Genomic DNA, 24,810 nt, shown 5'->3' on the forward strand with positions numbered 1-24,810 from the left:
GCACTTTATTATGAATAAAAAAAAGTTGATGTCCATCATTGGGGCTGTTTGTTCAATCATTGGATCCTTATCCGGCGTATTTGCTCAGGAATACAAATTTGGTCCATCGGAAAAAGATTTTGCGGCTTACTTATTTACCTATTTTAAAGGAAATGCCGTTGCAGACGAGGCTGTTTGTTTTGCGATCAGTACCGATAGCTACACGTTTAGAACGCTGAACAATAATCAGCCGATATTGGATTCTAAGATCATCAGTAGTACAGGTGGGGTCAGGGATCCTCATATTCTACGTGCGCAAGATGGAAAATCATTTTATATGGTATTAACGGATATGATTTCCTCAAAAGGGTGGGATTCTAACCGCGGCATGGTTCTGTTAAAGTCTACGGATCTGATCCATTGGGATCATCACGCTATTAACATACAGGAACGTTATCAGGGACAGAAAGACTTAAAAAGAGTCTGGGCACCGCAGACTATATTTGATCCGGGCGCAAATAAATATATGGTTTACTGGTCCATGAAATACGGAGATCAACCCGATGTGATTTATTATGCCTATGCCAACCCCGATTTTACAGATTTGGAAGGCGAACCTAGGGTGTTGTTCTTGCCAAAAAATGGTCAATCCTGTATTGATGGGGATATTATTGTTAAAAATGGATTATTTCATTTGTTTTATAAAACGGAGGGCGATGGAAAAGGTATAAAACAAGCCATTACAGATTCCTTGACCTCAGGAAAATGGGTGGAACAGCCGGGTTACAAACAGGCTACCTCAGAAGATGTGGAAGGGTCGGGTATTTTTAGGCGCAATCAATCTGATACTTATGTTCTCATGTATGATGTTTATAAAAAAGGGAAATATCAGTTTTGCGAATCGCATGATCTAGATCATTTTAAAGTGATAGATCAACAGATTGATATGGATTTTCATCCGCGACATGGCACAGTTTTGCCTATTTCAAAAAATGAATTAAACAGATTGGTGCAACATTGGGGTAAGCCCGAAGATATTGCTTTAAATAAGGCGAAGAACCCTGTATTAGAAGGCTTTTACGCAGATCCGGATGTATTGTATTCCAATAAGACAAAGAAATATTATATCTATCCAACGAGCGATGGTTTTGACGGTTGGGGTGGATATTACTTCAAAACTTTTTCCTCTACGAACCTCAAGGAATGGAAAGATGAGGGTGTGATATTAGATTTAAAAAAAGATGTTCCTTGGGGTACGCACCATGCCTGGGCACCGACAATTATAGAAAAGAAAGTTAAAGGCGGGTATAAGTATTATTTTTATTTTACAGCAGCCCAGAAAATCGGTGTTGCCGTAGCTGACTCGCCGACAGGACCATTTAAAGATTCAGGTAAACCGCTGATAGATTTTAAGCCGAATGGTGTGAAAGGTGGCCAAGAAATCGATCCCGCGGTTTTTACTGATCCCAAAACAGGTAAAAGTTATCTGTATTGGGGGAATGGACATCTTGCTGTGGCCGAGCTCAATAAGGATATGATCACGATCAAGGAAAATTCGATTAAATTAATAACACCGGATCGCACCTTTCGCGAAGGTACTTATGTTTTCTTCCGAAAGGGAACTTATTACTTTTTATGGTCTGAAAACGATACCCGTAGTGAAAATTATCGGGTTCGATACGGTACTTCAACATCTCCTTTGGGACCAATTCAAGTTCCTGATGATAACCTCATTTTGCAGAAAGATGCGGGGCTCGGAATTTTTGGTACTGGGCACAACTCCATACTACAGGTACCGGGAAAAGATGAGTGGCATATTATTTACCATCGATTTAATTACCCTAATGGAATTACAATGGGGGATGCTGCCGGTTATCACCGGGAGGTTTGTATGGATGAATTGCACTTCGATGCAGATGGAAAGATCCTACCTGTGATTCCCAGTCATTAACAATGTACTAACCAAAAAGGTTATTGGTGAATTTCACTTTGATGCCCAATTGGAAGTTATTGATCGTTTTAAAAATTTCTTTAATGGTTGCTTTTTCAATATTTGTCAGACTGTCCATCGGCACATAATTGTTTGGACTTAGTTTGGCTATTCGAATTTGATTCGCTTGGTTTTTCAGGCGAATCGACATCAGATAGTAGTAAGATTGATGCAATTCCTCATATTGTTCCTGCGTAAAAACACCTAAATCAAGTAGTTGTTTGAGCCTACCACCGGTGTTTTCTTCATAAATACGGTTTTTCAGGGCATAAACACGAACCAAGTCTACAATAGGTGTCATCGCTTTTTTTATGTTGAAGACTTCCGATGAACCGATGGTTTGTGTTTTGATTGCTTTAAAAAATGTTAATGGCGGCTCATATTGTAAGGCATTTTTGGCGATAAATGCAAAAAATCGATCATTAGGGCGCTGTAACTCGATATTGAGAAATTCTTTAAGCTGATCAATTATCTCTTGGTCGCCGTATAATCGTCGGCAGTCAAAAAATGTTGAAAATTTAATGGCATTTTCCGGAATACTTTCTTCAATCCATTTTTTGTAGTTGTTTTTCCAATGGGAAAGGGAGTGTGTCCATTCGGGATTGCTAGCCATATAACCACCTGTGCAGTAGCTAAAACCTATTGTATTCAAATGATCGGATACTTGAGAGGCGAAACGGAGAAAATAATCACGTACCAGTTCACGCTGTTCGTTGGCTTTATCTTCATAGATAATTGCGTTGTCCTGGTCCGTCATCAACGTTTGTTCTTTTCTACCTTCACTGCCCGTAACCATGAAAACAAATTTTGCCGGAGGCTCACCTATTTCCCCTATTACTTTTTCGATTACTTTGAGCGCAATACTATCTGCTACCGTCGTGATCACCTGATTGGCAATTTCAGCATTTACACCTCTACCAAGCAGTTGGTGGATAATTTCCGGAACATTGTTCCACTTCTCACCCAATTCTTCCAGCGTCTCTGCTAGTTTTACCGATTGAATGAATACAAGTGGCGATTGCCCTTGTTCGCTCAACAGGCGATTACGACTTAGGAACCCAACATAGTTTCCTTCTTTTTCCACAAGCAGGTACCTTGATTTTGTACGGAACATTTTTAATACAGCCTCATAAAGATAAGACTGATCAGAAATACTAACAATAGGATTGTCCATGACTTCCACAATCGGATGGTCGACCGGTATTTGTCGAGCAACTACGTTATCCCGCAAAGTCATATCGGTCACATAACCAATAATGCTATCGTCTTCTTTGATAAATAAGCAACTTACCTTTTGGTTTGCCATTGTCTTTGCAACCTCATAGATGGGCGTTTCAGGGGTAGAGGCAACAATATCTTTGTAGATGATGTGTTCGATCTTTCTTGAGTATAATTGATCTGCTGCAAAATAGCTTTCTTCGAAAGAAGCTGGAGATTTGACAAAATGAGAAAATTCTTCATCCAGCATTCTCCTACCAAAAGAATTGGTAAAAAAATGGAAAAACTCTTCATTTGCGTTACAAAGCTCAATAAAGTTTTTCCGGGGCAATCGATAAATGACGGTGCCTTTCTTGGCAATTACAGATTTTAATGCTTTTGTTCGATTCAAAAGGACGGATATTCCGCCAAAACAATAAGGTCTGTGGTGAATTTCCGTCAATCTTTTGTTGTCTAAGTCATCCAAGAAGAACGTTTCGTATTCACCTTCAAAAATTAAGTCGACTCCATCCATGTCGGTAATGTTCTGTCGATAGACAAGTGTGTCTTTGGAGAAGCGGTATTCATTGAATATATCTACAATACTCAGCTGTAGGGAATCGGGCAGTGCCTGAAAAGGGGGGGTAGATTTCAGTATGGAAAGAATAACCTCGGGATTTTTCATGAGAACAGCATTAGGATATGTTATCAAACTCTGTTTGTTGGTTTAGGATATCTTGATGGGTCAGGTCTTTTCGTTGAATCATTTCAAAATAACATTTTGCCGTGATCTCAGCATCTTTTTCTGCATCGTGCATATGTTCTGGCGGAGCCGAAAAAAGGGATTCATGTAATAACGAAAGCGGAAGATGGACCATGTTGGGGTTTCTTACGTATCTTTTGCTATGTAACAGTGTGCAAAAATAATCTACGTCACCAAATGGGAGAACCAAGTTCGACCGGTAGAATTCTGCTGATAATACTTGGAGATCAAAGGAAAGAAAATGTCCCACAATTTGCGGTTTATATTTTTTAATGTCATGACTTAGCTTGCGCAGCACATCTTTTTTCTTCTCACCATATTTCATTAAAAAGGGGGGTGTCAACCCATGTATTTGTTCTGATGCCGGACTGATCGGAATAAGTGGTTCATAGATATATTTGTTCGTACGTTTTATTTCATTTTGGTTTTCGTCAAAAATGATCCAAGCCAATTGCAGTACATATGGCCAATTGTCGCTTTCTGTGTAACTTTTGCTCCATTTTTTTGGCAATCCAGATGTTTCCGTGTCTAAGAATAAAAGATATTTTTTCAAGGAATCGTTGATTATATACTAAAAATAGTAAAAATAATCTAGTTGATGCGGATTAAATCTCTATCTGTAAAAAATTTACTTTGTAAAAAACGAGATACTTATTCTAATATTTGGAATTTTATATGTAAAATTGACATTTATTAGTGAATTGCAAAATAACCAATTATGTACAGAAGACTATTATGCGTTTTACTTTGTATCTGTTCTCTCATTGTAGAGCTTCACGCAGGAAACAAACAAAAAAATATTGTTTATACGATGGCCGGAATCGTAAATCAAGAGCGATTTCAATACGCCATTGACCTGCTACAAAAAGAACTGTTCAACTCGATTGTCACAAACCCTGTACAGGTTGAGGTGAGTACGTTAGCACAAAAAAAGCCTTTACCAGACTCTATTAAAGCTAAATTGATCGAGAAAGAACATTTTGTTTTATATCGGAAAGCAGGAAAAGGAGTAATTGAACTTATCGGAGCAGACGAGTCAGGGGTATTGTACGGTTGTATGGAATTACTTGCTAATAAAACCTGGCATGGAAACCAGCCCTTTTTTATACAAGATGGACCCAAGATGGTGATGCGAGGGACGAGCATCGGGCTTCAGAAAACGACCTATCTACCGGGGCATGATATTTATGAATACCCTTATACACCAGAGTCCTTTCCTTGGTTTTACGATCAGCAATTGTGGCTGAATTATTTGGATATGATGGCTGAAAATAGATATAATGCACTTTACCTTTGGAATGGGCATCCTTTTTCCTCCTTAGTCAAATTAAAAGATTATCCTTATGCGCTTGAGGTTGATGAGTCTACTTTTCAGAAAAATCAAGATATCTATACTTTTTTGACCAAAGAAGCTAATAAAAGAGGGATCTGGATTATTCAAATGTTTTATAATATTATCCTACCAAAGCCTTTCGCCGATCGCCATGGTTTAAAGACACAGGAGCGAAATCGAATTATTACACCTTTAATTTCAGATTATACACGTAAAAGCATCGCTGCTTTTGTAGCCAAATATCCGAATGTAGGGCTCTTGATTACTTTGGGTGAAGCAATGGAAGGGGTGGGGCAGGACGATATCAACTGGTTTACAAAAACGATTATTCCGGGTGTGAAAGATGGTTTACAGTTGTCTCGGACAGCCGGTGAACCACCTATCATCCTAAGGGCCCATGATACGGATGCGCCTGCTGTTATGCAAGCATCACTGCCGATATATAAGAATTTGTACACGATGGCTAAATATAATGGAGAGGCATTGACGACCTATACACCTCGGGGAAAATGGGCAGAATTACATCGTTCATTAGGTGATATTGGTACGGTACATATTCAAAATGTGCATATATTGGCCAATTTGGAACCTTTCCGTTATGGCTCGCCTGATTTTATCCAGAAATCGGTTAAAGCTATGCACGAAGTCCACTATTCAAATGGCATCCATATATATCCACAGGCTTCGTATTGGGATTGGCCCTACTCAGCGGATAAAGTTGACAATAGATTATTACAGGTCGATCGGGATTGGATGTGGTACAAAGCTTGGGCTAGATACGCTTGGGACGAAAATCGAGATTTATTAAATGAGAAATCCTATTGGTCAAAGGAACTTGTGCACTATTACGGTATTCCTGAGAAGGATGCGCAAAAGTTATTATCGGCCATTGAAGAAATAGGTGAGATATCGCCTAAAATCCTGCGGCGATTTGGTATTACAGACGGTAACAGACAGACCTCTTCTTTGGGAATGCTGATGACACAACTGATAAATCCTTATCGTTATGGATTGTTTACAATGCTTTATGAATCTGAGGCGCCAGAAGGAGAGATGATTGTTGAATATGTAGAGAAGGACTATCGTCATGAAGGCCATATTGGAGAAACACCTGACCAGGTGGCAAGAGAAATTGTGCAACATGGAGCGCGCGCAGCGGCTCTTATCAAAACATTGGGAATGCCCACCAAAAATGTAGCAGAATTTGATCGATGGCTTAATGATATCCGAATCCATCAACTGTTGGCTAATCATTATAGCTATAAGGTGAAGGCTGCCATTCAACTTCTGCGCTATAAATATATACGTGATCTAAGTGCTCTTCGAAAAGCTTTACCGGATCTGGAGCGAAGTGTCGAAGAATACCGTAAGCTAACAGCGATAACTGATAAGACCTATTTATATGCAAACAGCATGCAAACCAAACAACGTAAAATACCAATGCGGGGAGCGGATGCAACCTTTATTCATTGGAAGGAAATGCTGCCTGTCTTTGAAACTGAATTGAATAACTTTAAACAAGCGATAGATTCTTTATCAAAGATGAGCGATACCCCTACGCAAATAAAAGTTGGAGTAAAATCTCAGCAGGTCACGTTTCTGGATAATCAACAATTGATTCCATTGAAAAAGGGCGCGAAATTGTATGCGGATCAGGAATTGGTCGTGACACATTTAGCAAATGAATTAGAAGGGGTTCAAGCGATACAGATTGATGCGGCTAATCAAAAATTAGTCGGTACACATCTCCGGTTCAAAAGTGAAAAACCAGTCAAGATATTAGTTGGCTATTTCAATAGCACCGACAAAGTTTTTGCCCCCAAACCTGTTTTGGAAATCGATGCGAGCGCCAATGATTTTGGACAGGCAGAGGCAAAAGTGCGTAATGCGATTCGAATTCAGTACATGCCTATGGTAGATATTCATACTTACTCCTTTCCTGCGGGAACGAACGAACTGAAAATTCCGAAGGGAGAAGTGCTGATTTTAGGCGTTGTGGACGATAGGGAGCTCCCACATCCGTATAATGCCGATGTGGATAATCAAGGGGATGACCTCGACGATTTATTTGGCTATTATCACGGTACAAAACTGTAGTATAACGAGGCTCAGGATAGTACAGGATAAACAACTTAAACGAAGTAGGTATTTTACGAAAAACACAATAAATTGATTTCAACTTTTTGATATTAAATAAGTAATGAAAATTAAAACGTCTATTCTTGCGCTTCTTTTCTTTGGACTCTCCTATGTAAAGGCGCAGGAAAAATTAGTGGAGAAGGTCCGATCCTATGTTCGGGAATTTAATAGTAATGACAATGAAGCAGTGGTCAACAAGATTCCAAATAAGGATGCTTACGATTGGCTGGTGACGAATGTCCCCTTGCTGGATTGTCCTGATAAGGAGGTTGAGCAGACTTATTATTTTAGGTGGTGGTCCTATCGCAAACATATAAAGTCAAGTCCAGAAGGTACTTTGGTAACAGAATTTATTGAACCGGTAAAGCATGCTGGAAAATACAATTCAATTAGTTGTGCACTTGGTCACCATTTGTATGAAGGGAGATGGATTCGCGACAATGCGTTTTTAAAAGAATACATTGATTTTTGGCTTTATCATGCTGATAAAGGTCAATCCAAGCGGAGATTCCATCAGTTCAGTTCCTGGCTGCCTGATGCATTATTGGCCTATTGCAAAGTCAATCCTGACAATCACTATTTAGAGGCCCGATTGATGGACTTGGATCAAGATTTTGAAAAATGGGAAAAAGAAAGAAAGGCTAATAATGGTCTTTTCTGGCAATACGATGTCCAGGATGGGATGGAAGAATCTGTTTCCGGTGGACGGAAAGAGCATAATATGCGCCCATCTATTAACAGCTACATGTATGGGAATGCTGTTGCGATTGCAGCAATTGCCAAATTGGTGTCGAATAAGGGATTAGAGAAGAAATATAGTTCATACGCACAGTCTTTGCGTCAATTGGTATTGGATTCACTCTGGGACAAGGAGGATCAATTCTTTAAAACAAAGCTGGAAAAGGGACCGCTACATTCCACACGTGAAGCAATTGGTTTTATCCCATGGTACTTTCATTTACCGCCCGATAAAGCAATGTATGGACAGGCATGGCTTCAATTGCCCGATACGGCGGGATTTAATGCCCCTTGGGGCACAACGACTGCCGAGCGACGTGAACCAACTTTTAGAACGCGTGGGACAGGGCATAGTTGTGAATGGGATGGTGCGATTTGGCCTTTCACAAGTTCGCAGACGATCCGTGGAATGGCTAATTACTTAAGCGATTACAAGCGGAATAAGGCGATAAATGCGAATGATTTATACGAGCAGATTCATAAATATGCCAAATCACATGTGATGAACGGTAAGCCTTATATTGGTGAATACCAAGATGAGCGGACAGGAGCATGGTTAAAAGGCGATAATCCGAGAAGTAAGTTTTACAACCACTCTACATTTGCGGATATCATTATTCAGGACTTAATTGGCGTAAAGCCACAAACCAACAATACATTGGAAATAAGGCCATTGATTAAAAAAGACAGATGGGACTATTTTGCGCTGACTCAGTTAACTTACCACAATAAGAACATTGCGATTTATTGGGATGCTACCGGCGAAAAATATAACAAAGGAAAAGGATTTACTGTGTATGTGGATGGAACAAAGTCCTTCCACCAGATGGATTTAAAAAATTGTAAGATTAACTTAAATTAATATGATCAGAAAAAACTATCATCGTGGATTAATAACAGTTTTCTTTTGTTTATCCATGTTGGGTCTACAGGCACAAACTTGGCTAAATGTCATGGACTTTGGTGCGCGAAAAGACAGTACTGGCAGCAATACATTGGCTATCAAAAAGGCTATTGCAGCTGCAGCAAATAAAGGCGGAGGAACGATCTATTTCCCGGCGGGAAAATATATAACAGGTCCAATTCACCTGAAAAGTAATATCACCATTTATATTGATGCTGGTGCTGAATTGCATTTTAGTGATAATTTTGATGATTATTTACCGATGGTGGAATCGCGATGGGAAGGAACTGCAGTAACCAATTTTTCACCATTATTCTATGGCAATAACCTAGAAAACATTAGTATTCAGGGACGTGGTACTATCGATGGACATGGTAAAAAGTGGTGGGGCTATTCCGAGGTTGAGGTTAAAAAACAAACCGAAGACAGTAAATGGCAAAAAGAGTTTAAACGCCTCAATAAGGATGTACTGGCTCCAGATCTTCCGGGATGGATCGAGAGAGGCTTCCTACGTCCGCCGTTTATACAATTCTTAAATTGTAAAAATGTACAGATCAAGGATATTAAAATTCAAAATTCACCATTTTGGACAATTAATCCCCAATATTGTGATAATGTCACAGTGGATGGTGTGACAATAGATAATCCTCCATCTCCTAACACAGATGGTATTAATCCAGAATCTTGCTCCAACGTTCGCATCGCTAATTGCCATATTAGCGTGGGGGATGACTGCATTACGATAAAATCAGGAAAGGACCGTTCGGGACGAAAAATTAACATTCCAGCCGAAAATTATACGATTACAAATTGTACAATGCTTCGTGGTCATGGCGGCGTTGTGATAGGAAGTGAGATGTCCGGCGGTGTTAAAAACATTGTTATTTCCAATTGCATTTTTGATGGTACTGATCGTGGTATAAGGCTTAAGACTGCTCGGGGCAGAGGAGGTATCGTTGAAAATATTCAAGTGTCCAATATTGTCATGCGCAACATTAGAGATCAAGCCGTTGTGATGGATATGCAATATGCTAAAACTGATATCGAACCTGTCGGCGAACGTACACCTAAGTTCAGGAATATTTTTATTAACAATCTATCAGGGACAACCAATCGTGTTGGATATATGCGGGGGTTGGAGGAGATGCCAATTGAGAATGTAGTATTTTCAGATATTAATATGCAGGGGAACACAGGTTTTTCGGCTCTTAACGTGAATGGCTTGACATTAAACAATGTAAACTTGGCCATCAAACAAGGAGCCTTGTTGACTGCCAACAACAGTAAGGAACTGCATATTTTGAATGTGAGAAATACGACACCTGCAGTGGAGAAATCATTAATCGAACTGGAAAACTGTAAATCAGCGAATGTGCAAAGCTGTTTCCCTTCAGCAGGAACAGGAGTATTTCTGGATTTAGTTGGTTCCGCAAATGAAGAAATTTACGTACAGGGCAATAATCTGGCTCGCGTAAAGCAAATCCTCCGTGGAACTTATAAAAGTGGTCAGTTAACATCAAATATAAACCCTTCAGACAATAAATAATGCGTTTACAACTGTATATCTTATGGTCGTTTTTATCGATATGCTCTTTGCGCTCAGCTTTTGCGCAGTCGCGCGTATGGTTTGATCATCCTGCTACACAATGGGAAGAGGCTTTGCCTATTGGGAATGGCCACCTGGGGGCCATGATTTATGGTGGTGTTAGCAATGAGGAGATACAGTTTAATGAAGAGACTTTGTGGACCGACGGTCCACGGAATTATAATAAAAAAGGAGCATCAAAGTATCTTCAAAAGATCCGAGAGCTACTGGATCAAGGGCGCCAGAAAGAAGCAGAATCTTTGGCGATGCAGGAGTTTATGGGAGTTAAAAGTGAATCCGAAGACCCTACCGCTTGGTTAAACAAGATTGACAAAATCCGAAAACAGGAACATGGTCCTTTTGAATTCGCTTTTGATGATAGTAAATGGCCACTTATTACCGTTCCTCATTATGAGGGTTGGGAAATAGAGGGGCTTGAAGGCCTAGACGGAGCAGTCTGGTTTCGTTATGAATTTAACCTGTCAAAAAATGATCTAGCTGAGCACTGGTCGTTGGATTTAAATAAAATACGAACCAATGATTATACCTATATCAATGGTGAGCTCGTCGGCCAATCTGCGGGGGATGAAACCAGGAGACACTATCAAATTCCTATGGGATTATTGCGTGAAGGGCGGAATAGTATCGCTATTCAGGTAATCAATCTAGAAGGTAAGGGTGGTGTGGCAGGATATAAAGATCCCAAACAAGCTATCGGTTTAAAAAGTAACACCGGTAAATTTGTGTCGTTGAAGGGAAAGTGGAAATACCATATTCAAGATCAAAACAGTCCGAAAATAGGAAGTTATCAAGCATCTTATCAACCTTTCGGTTCGTTGAAACTGCAGTTTGATCACGATGTTGCTGAAAACTACAGCCGGATACTCGATTTGGATAAAGGCGAAGTCCGGGTCAATTACGCTTTCAACGGGGTGAATTATAGGAGGACCTATTTTGCGAGTCATCCCAATAATTTTATTGCTGTACGCTTGCAGGCTGATCAGAAAAATAAAGTTACTTTTCGACTCGCAATGAATACCAAACATCAGCGCGCTAAACTTCATCACATGGACGGCACATCAATCCGTTTGGAAGTGTGGGTAAAAAATGGGGCAATGCGCGGGACGGCTTTCCTGCAACTCAAATTGAAAGGTGGTGCAGTATCTTATGAAGGTGACGAACTTGTGGTACAACAGGCTGATGAAGCGCAGATTTATCTGATTGCCGCGACAAATTTTAAATCTTATCGGGAATTGAACGAGCAGTATGCTGCTACTGCTTTAGAACGATTCAAGAACTTATGTACGCTTGATCTAGATAAATTGTATCAAGTCCATCAAAAAGATTACCAACGATTGTATCATCGCTTTTCAATAGATCTTGGTGCTGGCAACCAACTTGACACAATTCCAACTGATCGAAGGTTGCAGCGGGCGACTGGACATGCTGACCCTGGGCTTGTAGCACTTTATATGCAGTTTGCCCGATATTTACAGATCGCAGCGTCTCGCGAAGATAGTCAGCCCATGAATCTCCAAGGTATTTGGAATCCATTTTTAGAACCGTCGTGGGGCAGTAAATATACCACCAATATCAATTTGGAAATGAATTATTGGCCGACGGAAGCATTGAATCTTTCTGAGTTGCAGCAACCTTTATTTCAGATGATCCAGGATCTTCGTCTAGCTGGTGGGCAAACGGCTAAGGAATATTATGCTGCTCGAGGCTGGGTGTTGCATCATAATACAGACATATGGCGTGGAACAGCTCCCATCAATAACTCCAATCATGGAATATGGCCCACAGGTGGGGCTTGGCTGGTGCGACATCTTTGGGAGCATTATCAATATACACAAGATCTACACTTTTTACAGCAATATTATCCTATCATCAAGGACGCGACCTTATTTTTTAAAGATTTTTTAGTTAAAGACGAAACAACAGGATGGTGGGTCAGTTCGCCTTCAAACTCTCCAGAAAATGGAGGTTTGGTTAAAGGACCTACAATGGATCATCAAATTATCCGTTCGTTGTTTGCTATTTTCGATCAAAGTTCCAAGTTATTGAGTAAAGATGTTCAATTGCGGGATTCAATTATGGAGATGCGAGATCAAATAGCACCAAACCAAATTGGGCAACATGGACAGCTCCAAGAATGGTTGACGGATTTGGATGATCCAGAAAATAAACATCGTCATGTATCCCACTTATGGGGGTTATTTCCAGGAGATGAAATCAATACGACGCATACACCACAATTGGTTGAAGCCGCAAAACGTTCGTTGGTACTACGTGGTGATGAGGGAACGGGTTGGAGCCTGGCCTGGAAAATTAATTTTTGGGCTAGATTAAAAGACGCTCAGCATGCTTATCACATGGTAAAAATGCTATTGCGACCGGCGGGTAAAGGAGGTGGTTCCTATCCAAATCTATTCGATGCTCATCCACCATTTCAAATCGATGGCAACTTTGGTGGAGCCTCAGGAATTACCGAGATGTTGCTTCAGAGCCATATCAACGGGATTGAATTATTACCAGCATTGCCAGAGGAAATGAGCACGGGTAAAGTAAAGGGACTCAGAGCGCGGGGGGCTTTTCAGGTTAATATGGAATGGAAAGACAATCAGTTATTGGAGGTGACTGTTGAATCGCTTGCTGGAGAAGAACTCCATTTGCGTTATGCTAGTCGCGAAGTAAAAATCAAAACAAAGAAGGGCAAGTCTTATGCCTTCGATCAAGAATTGAAGTTAAAGAAATAATGATGACCAGATTGATGCTGTTGATTAGGCTGTTTTGCTGTGCCTGTATGTTATTATTCGGAATGTTTTCCTATGGTCAAAAAATCCGTAAAACGATTGCTCTGGATACTGACTGGTTGACGATAATGGACCAAAAAGATTCTGCTAGGTATCGTGGATTTCACCGTTTGTCTTTTAAGACAGATAAAGATTGGCGGAAAGTAAATGTCCCACATAATTGGGATAGCTACGAAGGATATCGCAGATTGCTGCATGGCAATTTACACGGTTACTCATGGTATCGAAAAACTTTTTCTCTTAAACAGCAAAGGAATAAAAATAGGTTCTATTTATTTTTTGAGGGGGTAGGATCCTATGCAACAGTTTGGTTAAACGGCATACAGGTAGGATATCATGCTGGGGGAAGAACCACATTTACACTTGATGTCACTGATGCGATCAAATTGGATGGGAGTCCCAATCTTTTGGCCGTTCGGGCAGATCATCCGGCACATATTATGGATCTTCCTTGGGTGGATGGAGGCTGTTCGACAGAACGGGGATTTTCTGAAGGATCGCAGCCTATGGGAATTTTTCGTCCAGTGAGTCTATTGATCAAAAATGAAGTGTCTATTACGCCTTTTGGTGAACATTATTGGAATGATGAAACTATTGATCATAAGAAGGCGGTTGTACACCAAGTCGTGGAAGTGAGTAATAAAAGCCAAGTTAATAAAGATCTGGAGCTTATAACAGAGGTTTTGGACCAAAAAGGAAAACTAATTGTTCGATCTACATCAAAAGACCAGATCAAACGAAATGCTATAAAGGAAATTAGACTGAAAGATCTTGTTTTTACAAATCCACAATTATGGTCTGTGGCCTCACCCTATTTATATCGCATAAAAATGACGTTAAAAATAGGTCGACAGATCATAGACGAGATAGAAACACCTTACGGAATTCGCACTGTTCGCTGGTCAAAAGGGTTAAAACCATCCGGTGATCCACGTCTTTTAGTTAATGGAGCGCCAGTATTTATAAATGGTATAGCGGAATATGAGCATAAATTAGGGCAGTCACACGCCTTCGAAAAGGAAGAGATCGATTCCCGTATTAAGCAGATCAGAGCACTCGGGTTCAACTCCTTTCGTGATGCGCATCAACCCCATAACCTGCGTTATCAACAGGCATGGGATCAACATGGTATTTTGTTATGGACACAGCTTGCGGCACACATCTGGTTTGATACGCCTGCATTTCGGGAGAACTTCAAGAGATTGCTGACAGAATGGGTGCGTGAACGTCGAAATAGTCCATCAGTAATTTTATGGGGACTTGAAAATGAAAGTACGCTTCCGGAAGATTTTGCACGTGAATGTACTGCGTTGATTCGCAAATTAGATCCAACAGCATCTATACAACGTTTAGTAACCACATGTAATGGCGGTAGTGGGACCGATTGGGACGTACCGCAAAATTGGACAGGTACTTATGGGGGGGATCAAAAAACCTATGGTGACGATCTAAAAAAGCAACAGCTCGTGGGGGAATATGGTGCTTGGCGCAGTCTGGGGATGCATGCCGAACCGCCCTATCTACCCAACGAAAATAATTACAATGAAGAACGTTTTGCTGATATTTTACAGACCAAGGTACGTTTGGCAGAGTCTGTGAAAGATAGCGCTGTTGGCCATTATCTATGGCTTTGGAACTCACATGATAATCCTGGCCGTATCCAGGGGGGAGAAGGAAATCGAGAGATTGATCGGATTGGGCCGGTTAATTATAAAGGGTTGTTGACACCCTGGGGGGAGCCCACAGATGCGTATTATATGTATCTATCGCATTATGGTAAGAAAGAGCAACCTATGCTGTATATCGCCATGCATTCTTGGCCGAATCGTTGGTTGACCCCTGGGATAAAAGACAATATTCGTATTTTTTCGAATTGTGATGAAGTCGAACTTTTCAACGATCTCGGTTCATTATCGCTTGGAAAAAAACAACATCCCGGATTTGGTCGGCATTTTGAATTTAACGGTGTTGATGTGAGATATAATGTCTTGTACGCCGAAGGAAGAATAGGAGGAGAAGTTGTTAGCCGTGATACCATTATACTACAGAACTTTCCTGAAAGTCCACATTTTGGTGACTTGTATAAGACTCCATCAGAGATTCTAAAACCAGATCCAGGATATCACTATCTCTATCGCGTGAATTGCGGCGGCGATAATTATACAGATGAATATGGGGGAAACTGGACAGCTGACCAACCTTATCGATCCGAACTGGGCTGGGGCAGTAAATCCTGGGCAGATCATTTTGAAGGGATGAACACTAATTTTGCCAGCCAACGAATAATTTTTGATCCAATTAAAGGAACTAAAGACTGGCCGCTTTTTCAGACCTTTCGCTATGGGCTTGATAAGTTGGGCTATCAGTTTGACGTACCCAATGGAGATTATTTCGTCGAATTATATTTTGCCGAACCCTGGTACGGAAAATTTTCACCCGGAAAAGGAGATCGTATTTTTGATATCGCCATTAATGGTCAAGTTGTGGAAGATCAGTTTGATATTTATAAAAACGCTGGATTCCAGCAGGCCTTAAAAAAAAGCTATCCTATTAAAGTCATGAATGGAAAGATTGTGATTAATTTTCCACGTATTTATGCTGGTCAGGCGGTGATCCAGGCCATTGCTATTGCATCAAAAGAAAACAGGACAATCTTATCGCTTGATCAAAAGCATTATAATCTTGAATTAGGGAATCAAGATATTAAGCTCCACAGCTGGTTGGATATAGGTAGTGTATTGAAAAAGGAAGGGAATAAGGTAACATCGTTTTTTTCATTGCCATCATTCTTGTTTGGCTCAGAATATTTCGAGTTGGATAGTAATCGAGCCTATCGTCTACGCTTTAAAGAGCCTACCAATGTTTTCTTATTGGGGGGTAATCAGCCTGATGATTTTGAACAGACCAAAGACAGTGTGCAATTGAATACAGGGAAATATCTGGCGGTATTCCGTAAGGTATTGCAGGCAGGCGAGGAGCTTTCCATAACGGCCAAGACGCAAGGGGAAATTCTGGTCTTTCAGCAGCAAAGCGGTCTTCTGCCAGTTTATGACTTGAAAGAGGTGAAAAACTATAAGGCCTATCAAAGTAGCTGGCGCGACGGTGTTTCCGAAATCGAGCTTGCAGGACAAAAGCGTTTGGTATTCAACAATCAAGGAGGTTATATCGGTTGGCAGTTTCAGGTTGGAGCGGCAGATGTGTATGCGTTATCGATTAAGTATCATAATCCATTTAAAGAAGCACGTCGTGGTTATTATGAAATTTTGGACAAAGATAAGCATGTGCTAGTGCCTAAAGCTCCAATACAATTGGAACCTACACGTGTAGGCAAATGGAATTATATCAATACTGATACAAAGACAATGATTAATGCGGGTACCTATTTTGTTAAACTATACTCTTCTGATTTAGAGGGTGTTATTGTTGATAATTTAGAGGTTAAATAGCCTAGCTGCCAGCATAGTACATGACGGTTGTCAATAAAATTTTCAGTTATATTGAAGACTCAAAAATTCTTTAATGTCATTTTGAAGTTTATTTGAGCGTTTATAGAAGAAAATAAAGGTAAGGGACTTTATTTAATGTTTAATAATAACCAAAAAGGGATAAACTATTTCATGCCTATGAAACGTTTTGCATTACTCATGTTTTTATTTTTAAGTGTATCTATGACATTTAGTCAAACAGAAGACGCTTATTGGAAAACCATTACAGATCGATCCGAAAAAATTGTAGCTAAATTGGCGTTACAGGATCAAGCCAAACAAGAAAAAGCCGTTCACATTATTCGTGATCAGTATTATCTTTTAAATGCTTGTTATTCACTTCGGGATTTAAAAATTAAGGAGAATACGGATAAGAGCCTAAAAGAGCAGATCACGCAGGAGACGCTACAGGAAACTACCAATTTAAATCAAGCGTTTGTGAAACGGCTAAAGGAGGTTTTAACAGACCCAGAAGTTGAGGCCGTTAAAAACGGTATGACCTATAATGTCTATCCGAATACTGTGAAAGCTTACCAGGATATGATTCCTCGACTCACAAAAGACGAAGTGCATATGATCGACAGCTTGCTTTATGAAGCACGGGATTTTGCGATGCAGGCTGAATCTTCGGAAAAAAAACACGCTTGGTTTGGTAAATACAAAGGCAAAATCAATAACTATTTAGCGTCTCATGGCTATAACCTAAAGGAAGAAGGCGATAAGTGGGCTGCGAGATTAAAAAAATAACCCAGTAAATAAACTAATACCCAAATTATGAATCAGCTCATATTCCCGAGTAAATCCTCTAAAAGGTTGGCACAACTGCTGGCTATTGGAATAATGACTGGCGGGATCATTCCGTCATACTCCTATGGAGTAAATCTAAGTGAATACAATTTAAACTTTTTTAAGAATATAACAGGAAAGGTTGTTGATCAAAATGGAAAACCGCTTGCCGGAGTAACGATATCCATTAAGGGATCAAAGACCGCGACTTCAACAGATGCAGATGGTACATTTAGACTGAACTTGCCTGTTGGAAACGAGATTTTGGTGCTCAATTTTGTTGGTTATAAAAGACTTGAAATTCCAGTTGGAAACCAAAGTGTATTGAATATACGCATGGAAGCCGATAGTCAGGAACTCGAAGAGGTTGTTGCTGTTGGTTACACCACGCAGAAAAAAGCGCATTTAACGGGCTCTGTCGTAGCGATTAAAGCGGAGGAAATCGAAGATTTACCCTCGACGAATGTGGGTGCAACATTGGCGGGCCGGGTTGCAGGACTTAGTGTTAGCGGAGGAACGAGTCGTCCGGGATCAAAAGCTACGTTAACAATCAGAAAACCAATGGGGCCGAGTAAGGATGGTGGTACCACAGACCCGCTATATGTTATCGATGGTGTGGTGCAGGTGGATGGCCAAAATCAACCTGATGCAACCTTGTTTAGTAATTTGGATGCTTCGGAGATTGAAAGTATTTCTTTTTTGAAAGATGGTGCGGCTGCCGTATACGGTGTTCGAGGGGCTAATGGTGTGGTGTTGGTGACGACAAAAAAAGGAAAAGTAGGTACGCCGAAGATCAGTTACAATGGTTCGTATGCAATAAATGATGCAACTTATCGGACGAAAGTGTTGGATGCTTACCAGTTTGGGAATTATTTTAATATTTTGAACGGCCCGAATGGGAATTATAATGCGGTTACGGATCCTACAAAGCCCGAGCATAAGAATTACTTTTTTTCTCAAGATGAATTGGATTATTTTAAAGGCCACTCCTACAATTGGTTGGATGATGCTTGGAAAGCAAGTTATCTGACGCGGCATTCCGTGAATATTTCGGGCGGGGCAGATAAAGCGACCTATTTTGCCAATGTGGCCTATAACAAGCAAAACGGTAATTTAGGGACCTTGGATTATGATCGTTGGAATTTCCGGGCCGGTAGTGATATCCGGGTGGCTAGTAATTTTAAAGTAGGTATACAGGTGTCTGGAAATACGGGTAATCAGCAGAAGACCTTTAACAAGATTGGTGGTGAAAACGATGATAATGATTATCGTAATCTCCTGTTAGCCTCACCTTATATACCAGCTTATATCAATGGTCTGCCTGTGCGTTTACCAGGAACTGTTGGTGCTAGTGATTTATCGTCCTATCATTATTTTGAGTTGCAAAAGTTAGCCAATTTGGCGACAACAGATTCACGTCAATTTAGTATCAACTTGAATGGTGAATACCAAGCACCTTGGTTAAAAGGCTTAACGTTAAGAGGATCTTATAACAAAAATTATAAGAATGACCGGGGCACGCAAATTGGTACCAAATATCAAACTTATACATTCGATCAGCGAAGTGGACAATATGGTCATATTTATGATGATAACGTCAGTGGTGCGAAGGCTGCAAGCTATAGTAATGGTAATCGGGTTTATTTTTCGAATGCGGCAGGCAATAATTATCAAGCCAACTTTACAGCGACATATGATAAACAATGGAAACAACATAATTTCTCCGGTTTATTTTCGGTAGAAAAAGCTGAAGCGAATTCTTCGCAAGAAGACGTCTGGAAAGATAGCCCGCTTTCCAATACCAACGGGCAGTTCGGAACAGCCTTCGGGGCTGTTGATGGGCGTACCGCAGCGTATGAGTCGGGCACCCTTGGATATGTCGGCCGTTTAAATTATCGTTATAGTGATAAATACCTTGCCGAAGTGCTATTTCGTTCGGATGCGTCCACAAAATTTGCCCCCGAACATTATTGGGGGAAATTTTATAATATTTCTGTGGGTTGGGTAATCAGCGAAGAAGACTTCTTTCATGTCAAAGCTATTGATTATTTGAAATTACGTGTATCACATGGTAAGCTGGGTAATGATCAAACTAAGGCTTGGGGTTGGTTACAACGTTATACTTATCAACAGGGAAAAGGGGCTGTATTTGGGGACAACAATAACAATGTCGATGCAAGTACTGGGCTGAGAATGGAGAAATCCCCTAATCGGGATGCGACTTGGGCAGATGAATACAAAAACAATATTGGTATCGATGCTCGATTCTTGAATAACCGATTGTCAGCTACGATTGATGGTTACTATAATAAGGGTGTAAATTTGTTGGTCGAACGTACAGCTAATATTCCGGTTACTGTCGGTGGAACGGTCGCAGCCGAAAACTATGGTAAGAAAAACACCTTTGGTCTCGACTTTGATTTGGGATGGCGAGATAAAGTGAACGAGGTTAGCTATGGTGTCAGTGCACGCTTATCTTGGTGGAATGACAAAGTGATTCAAGACAATTTTAATGATGTTGATATTTTAAAACCATGGATAGCACATCCTAATGGACCTTCGGACAATGGTGCCTGGGGGTACGATTATTTGGGTATGTTCAAGACACAAGAGGATATTGAGCGCTATGTAAATCAATACAATATTACCCAAGTTTTTGATCAACCTGTTAATCGGTTGAGGCCGGGTATGTTATACTATCGCGATGTTCGCGGCCCCATACAAGCCGACGGAACTTTTGCAGCACCTGATGGCATCATCGATCAAAATGATCAGATTCAATTGGCAAAGAATGCAACAAATCATTATTCTCTTGGTATGACGTTAAGGGTTGGTTACAAAGGGTTTAGTGTAGAATCGGTAATCACAGGCTCCTTTGGCGGTTACAACGAAATTACCGAACGTAAGCCGTTGAATACTGACATTTCTAGGGTATATCAAAATGTACCGGCAATATGGGGAAATATTTATGATCCTGAGTTAAATCCGACAGGAACGATGCCCAATCCGTTTTGGGCTTCTATTTATGACGTAAGGTCAAGTTTCTGGACTGTTCCGGCTTTTCAGTTGCGTATGAGTAGCCTTAATGTCGGATACAAGTTTCCTGAAAAGCTGGTTAAATATCTAAAAGTATCAAATATGAGAGCATATATCAGTGCAGTGAATCCTTTTATACTGTACAATCCATTCAGTTATAAAGACGGAAATGGTGCCGCTTGGGATGTTTATCCAAATTTGAAAACTTATTCTTTTGGTCTTAACGTGACTTTATAATTTGAGAAATGAAAAAATTAACAATTTTAAATATAGGGCTTCTGTGTTTGCTTTTGACCAATCAAGCCTGTAAAGATAATTTTCTGGAAGAAAAGACGGATTTTGGAGCTGTAGGTGAAGATCAGGTGTTTAAAGATCCAATCTTGGCTGGAGCCTATGTAGATTATGTATATGGTTTATTCTTGCCGCCAAATAATGCACAATCATTTGTCGCAACGCAGGATGCCGCTGAGAATGGAGGGTACACAAATACCTTTACACAAACGACGGATGAACTGGCAGGCGAGACAGCTTTTAATAAGACATGGAATGTCATTTCTTATGTCAATGACAATGCCAACAAGTACTTTGGTCAGCGGATGACGGCAAGTGTTGCCAACAATGTGTGGACCAGGATGAAAGAGATCAATGTTTTTTTAGAAAAAATTGATCAGGGGGGGATTGATGAGGCAACGCGCAATCAGATGAAAGGGCAAATGTACTTTTGGCGTGCCTTTCAATATTTTCAATTGGTGCGTATGTACGGTGGAGTGCCTTTGGTTCTTGGATCGCAAACTCCAACAGTTGTAAATAATGATGCTAACTCCGTTCCTCGAAGCACAACGTCAGAGTGTATTGAACAAATCGTGAGAGATTTGGATATGGCGAAGAGTTTATTACCTGGTAAATGGAATGCTGCAAATTGGGGCCGCATTACCAGTGGTGCAGCCGCAGCGTTAAAAGGACGCGTGCTCTTGACATATGCCAGCCCGCAATTTAATCCAAATGACTCACGCGATCGTTGGGAAGCAGCATACACTGCAAATGTAGAAGCCAAAACTTTATTGGAGCAAAATGGTTTTGGATTATTCCAGACAGGTGGTTCAACAGATGGAAAAGCTTGGGCCAATATGTTTATGCAAGAAGGTACAGCAAACACAGAAGCCGTTATCGTATATGGATTTAACACTGGTACAGCAACAGCTAATGGTGTTAAAAACAATGGTTGGGAACAGGTGATTCGACCTCGAGCAATTTCTGGCTCAGGTTCGATTGCTCCGACTAAGCAAATTTTAGATGCTTTTCCGATGTTAGACGGTAAAAATATTGATGACCCGACATCAAAATATACCTATGATGCGAAGAAATTTTATAAAAACCGGGATCCACGCTTTGACAAGACTTTTGTTTATAATGGAGCGCTATTCCCTTATGCCGATGGACCGAACTATCGTCAATGGACCTATTATTGGAAAAATGAGAACGGTACTGCTTATTTATCTACTGAAGGATCGGGATTGAATGCCAGTGGTCTTTATTTAAGGAAAGGTTCTAACCCGAGTGCAAACAATAGGTCTAATGGAGGATCTGGTTTTCAACAAAGCGGTACAGACTTTATTGAATTACGTTTTGCAGAGGTAGTTTTGAATTTGGCGGAATCTGCTATCGGTTCGGATAAATTAGCCGAAGGATTGGAAGGAATCAAGGAAATTCGTAAACGTGCAGGACTTGAAGTTGGCGATGGATCATATGGTTTAGCCTCTGTTGCAGGAAATCGTGATAAATTATTTGGAGCAGTGATCAATGAAAGAAAACTAGAGTTTGCTTATGAGGGTAAGCGTTTTTACGATCTTAGACGCTGGAAGTTATTTGAAAAAGATTCGCCAACAGCTAAACGTATTGGCGTAAAACCATTGAATGGGACGAGAAGAACAGGTATATTGATTACATTTAAAAATAAAGATGCTGAATATAAAGGGGATAAAGACCCTTTGTTGAGAGATAAGAATGGTAATTTGGTTGTTATAGAGCGCGAACCCGCCACTTATCCAGGAGATATCAAAAACCAAGATGAATACCTCGATTACCTTTACGATAATTATTTCACCATCACAGAAAAAGATGATTTGGATCCAATTAAGAACAACTGGGTTTTCACATGGTATCCGCAATACTATTTCTTCGGATTAAATCAAACAATCTTGTCTACTTCACCTTATTTACAACAAACGACAGGTTGGGATAGCATGAATGGAGCAGGAACTTTTGACCCTTTGAAATAGGTTCCTTTTGCTTAAAATATTAAGGCAATGTATGTGAATTGTGACATACATTGCTTTTAATAAATGTACAATTGACATATATTTGAAATAGAAATTATAAATCCTACTAACTAGATAAACATGTTACATAAAATAACGCTGACAGCATTGTTGAGTCTCATTACGTCAATCGCATTTTGTCAGTATCCCAAAATTCCAGAAGATGTCAAGAAGAATACAGATGAGCTGATGCGTAAAGCGACCAAACAATCGGATGAAGCTTGGCAAAAAGCCCTACCTGTCATAGAAGAATATGCGAAACAGGGTAAACCTTATATTCCATGGGCAGGCCGACCTGATGATCTCCCACAAGCTAAGATTTTGGCTTTCCCAGAAGCTGAAGGTGGCGGTAAATTTACTTTTGGTGGTCGCGGTGGGAATGTGTATGTGGTTACAAGCTTGGAAGACAATGGCCCCGGGTCATTGCGCGAAGCTTGCGAAAAAGGTGGGCCTCGTATTATTGTGTTTAACGTCTCCGGTATCATCCGCCTGAAAACACCTTTAATTATCCGCGCTCCTTATATTACCATTGCAGGGCAGTCCGCTCCGGGCGATGGTGTCTGCGTGGCCGGTGAATCTGTTTGGATCAACACACACGATGTCTTGATCCGTCATATGCGTTTTAGACGCGGTGAAACTTATGTCGGCCGTCGAGATGATGCGATCGGTGGTAATCCTGTAGGAAATATTATGATAGACCATGTTTCGGCAAGCTGGGGTTTGGATGAAAATATGTCCATGTACCGTCATATGTATAATGATAGTACCGGAAAGGCAGAGGAGAAACGCGGTACTGTAAACATTACTATTCAAAATTCTATTTTTTCTGAAGCATTAGATACATGGAACCACGCGTTCGGAAGTACTTTAGGTGGAGAAAATTGTACGTTTATGCGTAACCTCTGGGCAAATAATGCAGCCCGTAATCCATCTATTGGTTGGAATGGTTTGTTCAACTTTTACAACAACGTGGTTTACAATTGGGTGCATCGTTCAATTGACGGTGGCGATTACCAAGCTACATACAATATTGTCAACAATTATTTTAAACCAGGCCCTGCGACTCCGTTGAGTCAGCCTGTAAGTTACCGCATCTTAAAACCGGAATCAGGAAGAAGTAAATTGCCTTATGTTGTATTTGGTCGTGCTCATGTAAAAGGTAATATCGTTGAAGGTAATGCAAAAGTAACATCAAATAACTGGGATGGGGGTATACAGTTGGAAAATAAAAAAGGGGATGCGATGACCTATGAGGAAGCACAACCATACTTTGCGGCGATGAATGCTAAAGAAGAATTTCCACATGCTCATTTTCCAGTGATGACTGCTCAGGAAACTTATGGTTTTGTTCTTGATCATGCAGGAGCAACCTTGCCTAAAAGAGATCCTGTGGATACACGCGTTATTGCAGATGTGAAAAATGGTAAGCCAGTCAAACTTTTGAGCAACGTGAAATTACCTGAAAAGGATTTCGAACACAGAAGATTGCCAAAAGATTCGTATAAGATTGGCATTATTACCGATATCTCTCAAGTAGGTGGATATCCAGTTTATCAGGGTAAACCATATAAAGATGCTGACAACGATGGTATTCCTGATGATGTAGAAAAACAAATGGGACTAAACCCGAATGACCCGAGTGATTCGGCAAAAATTACAGCGTCAGGTTACGCAAACATTGAACTCTACCTAAATAAATTGGCTGCTAAATAAATCCGTGGAATACCCCTGTTTAGACGAC

Annotated in this window: 12 protein-coding genes; 10 read left to right on the forward strand and 2 right to left on the reverse strand. The window is 40.4% G+C overall.

Annotation, left to right across the window (positions count from 1 at the left end):
• The first annotated feature begins 10 nt into the window (after nt 1–10).
• The gene (locus DCO56_RS16680; protein WP_108634888.1) at nt 11–1,930 is read left to right on the forward strand and encodes a glycoside hydrolase family 43 protein; all 1,920 of its coding nucleotides are present in this window, start codon (nt 11–13) and stop codon (nt 1,928–1,930) included.
• 7 nt (nt 1,931–1,937) lie between these two features.
• Here DCO56_RS16680 and DCO56_RS16685 read toward each other — a convergent pair whose 3' ends face one another.
• Nucleotides 1,938–3,851, reverse strand: coding sequence for a DUF294 nucleotidyltransferase-like domain-containing protein (locus tag DCO56_RS16685; RefSeq protein ID WP_108634889.1), 1,914 nt, complete (start codon nt 3,849–3,851; stop codon nt 1,938–1,940).
• Nucleotides 3,852–3,861: 10 nt separating this feature from the next.
• Nucleotides 3,862–4,482, reverse strand: a complete 621-nt coding sequence (locus tag DCO56_RS16690) for a 3'-5' exonuclease (RefSeq protein WP_165309242.1) — start codon at nt 4,480–4,482, stop codon at nt 3,862–3,864.
• Between the two features lie 258 nt (nt 4,483–4,740).
• Between DCO56_RS16690 and DCO56_RS16695 the strand changes: the two genes are divergently transcribed.
• The 9 genes from DCO56_RS16695 to DCO56_RS16735 all read left to right on the forward strand — a co-directional run bounded on the left by DCO56_RS16695 (nt 4,741) and on the right by DCO56_RS16735 (nt 24,782).
• Entirely contained in the window at nt 4,741–7,359 is a 2,619-nt protein-coding gene (locus tag DCO56_RS16695) for an alpha-d-galacturonidase (RefSeq protein ID WP_108634891.1), read from the forward strand.
• A gap of 103 nt (nt 7,360–7,462) precedes the next feature.
• Nucleotides 7,463–9,001 carry an MGH1-like glycoside hydrolase domain-containing protein gene (locus tag DCO56_RS16700; protein WP_219929405.1) on the forward strand — a complete coding sequence of 513 codons (1,539 nt, stop codon included), beginning with the start codon at nt 7,463–7,465 and terminating at the stop codon, nt 8,999–9,001.
• 1 nt (nt 9,002) lies between these two features.
• Nucleotides 9,003–10,589 (forward strand): glycoside hydrolase family 28 protein, encoded by a 1,587-nt coding sequence (locus tag DCO56_RS16705; RefSeq protein ID WP_108634892.1) that lies wholly within the window; start codon nt 9,003–9,005, stop codon nt 10,587–10,589.
• Nucleotides 10,589–13,387, forward strand: coding sequence for a glycoside hydrolase family 95 protein (locus tag DCO56_RS16710; protein WP_108634893.1), 2,799 nt, complete (start codon nt 10,589–10,591; stop codon nt 13,385–13,387). Before DCO56_RS16705 ends, DCO56_RS16710 begins: the two co-directional genes overlap by 1 nt.
• Before the next feature lie 47 nt (nt 13,388–13,434).
• Nucleotides 13,435–16,890 (forward strand): malectin domain-containing carbohydrate-binding protein, encoded by a 3,456-nt coding sequence (locus tag DCO56_RS16715; protein WP_245935851.1) that lies wholly within the window; start codon nt 13,435–13,437, stop codon nt 16,888–16,890.
• Nucleotides 16,891–17,112: 222 nt separating this feature from the next.
• The gene (locus tag DCO56_RS16720) at nt 17,113–17,676 is read left to right on the forward strand and encodes a DUF3826 domain-containing protein (protein WP_165309239.1); all 564 of its coding nucleotides are present in this window, start codon (nt 17,113–17,115) and stop codon (nt 17,674–17,676) included.
• Between the two features lie 27 nt (nt 17,677–17,703).
• On the forward strand, nt 17,704–20,988 hold the full coding sequence (locus tag DCO56_RS16725; protein WP_108634895.1) for a SusC/RagA family TonB-linked outer membrane protein: 3,285 nt from the start codon (nt 17,704–17,706) through the stop codon (nt 20,986–20,988).
• Between the two features lie 8 nt (nt 20,989–20,996).
• Nucleotides 20,997–23,030 carry a RagB/SusD family nutrient uptake outer membrane protein gene (locus tag DCO56_RS16730; RefSeq protein WP_108634896.1) on the forward strand — a complete coding sequence of 678 codons (2,034 nt, stop codon included), beginning with the start codon at nt 20,997–20,999 and terminating at the stop codon, nt 23,028–23,030.
• Nucleotides 23,031–23,150: 120 nt separating this feature from the next.
• Complete coding sequence (locus DCO56_RS16735) at nt 23,151–24,782, forward strand: polysaccharide lyase (RefSeq protein WP_108634897.1); 1,632 nt, start codon at nt 23,151–23,153, stop codon at nt 24,780–24,782.
• The last annotated feature ends 28 nt before the right edge of the window (nt 24,783–24,810 follow it).

The sequence above is a fragment of the Sphingobacterium athyrii genome, assembly GCF_003071065.1.
GTDB classification, from domain to species: Bacteria; Bacteroidota; Bacteroidia; order Sphingobacteriales; family Sphingobacteriaceae; genus Sphingobacterium; species Sphingobacterium athyrii.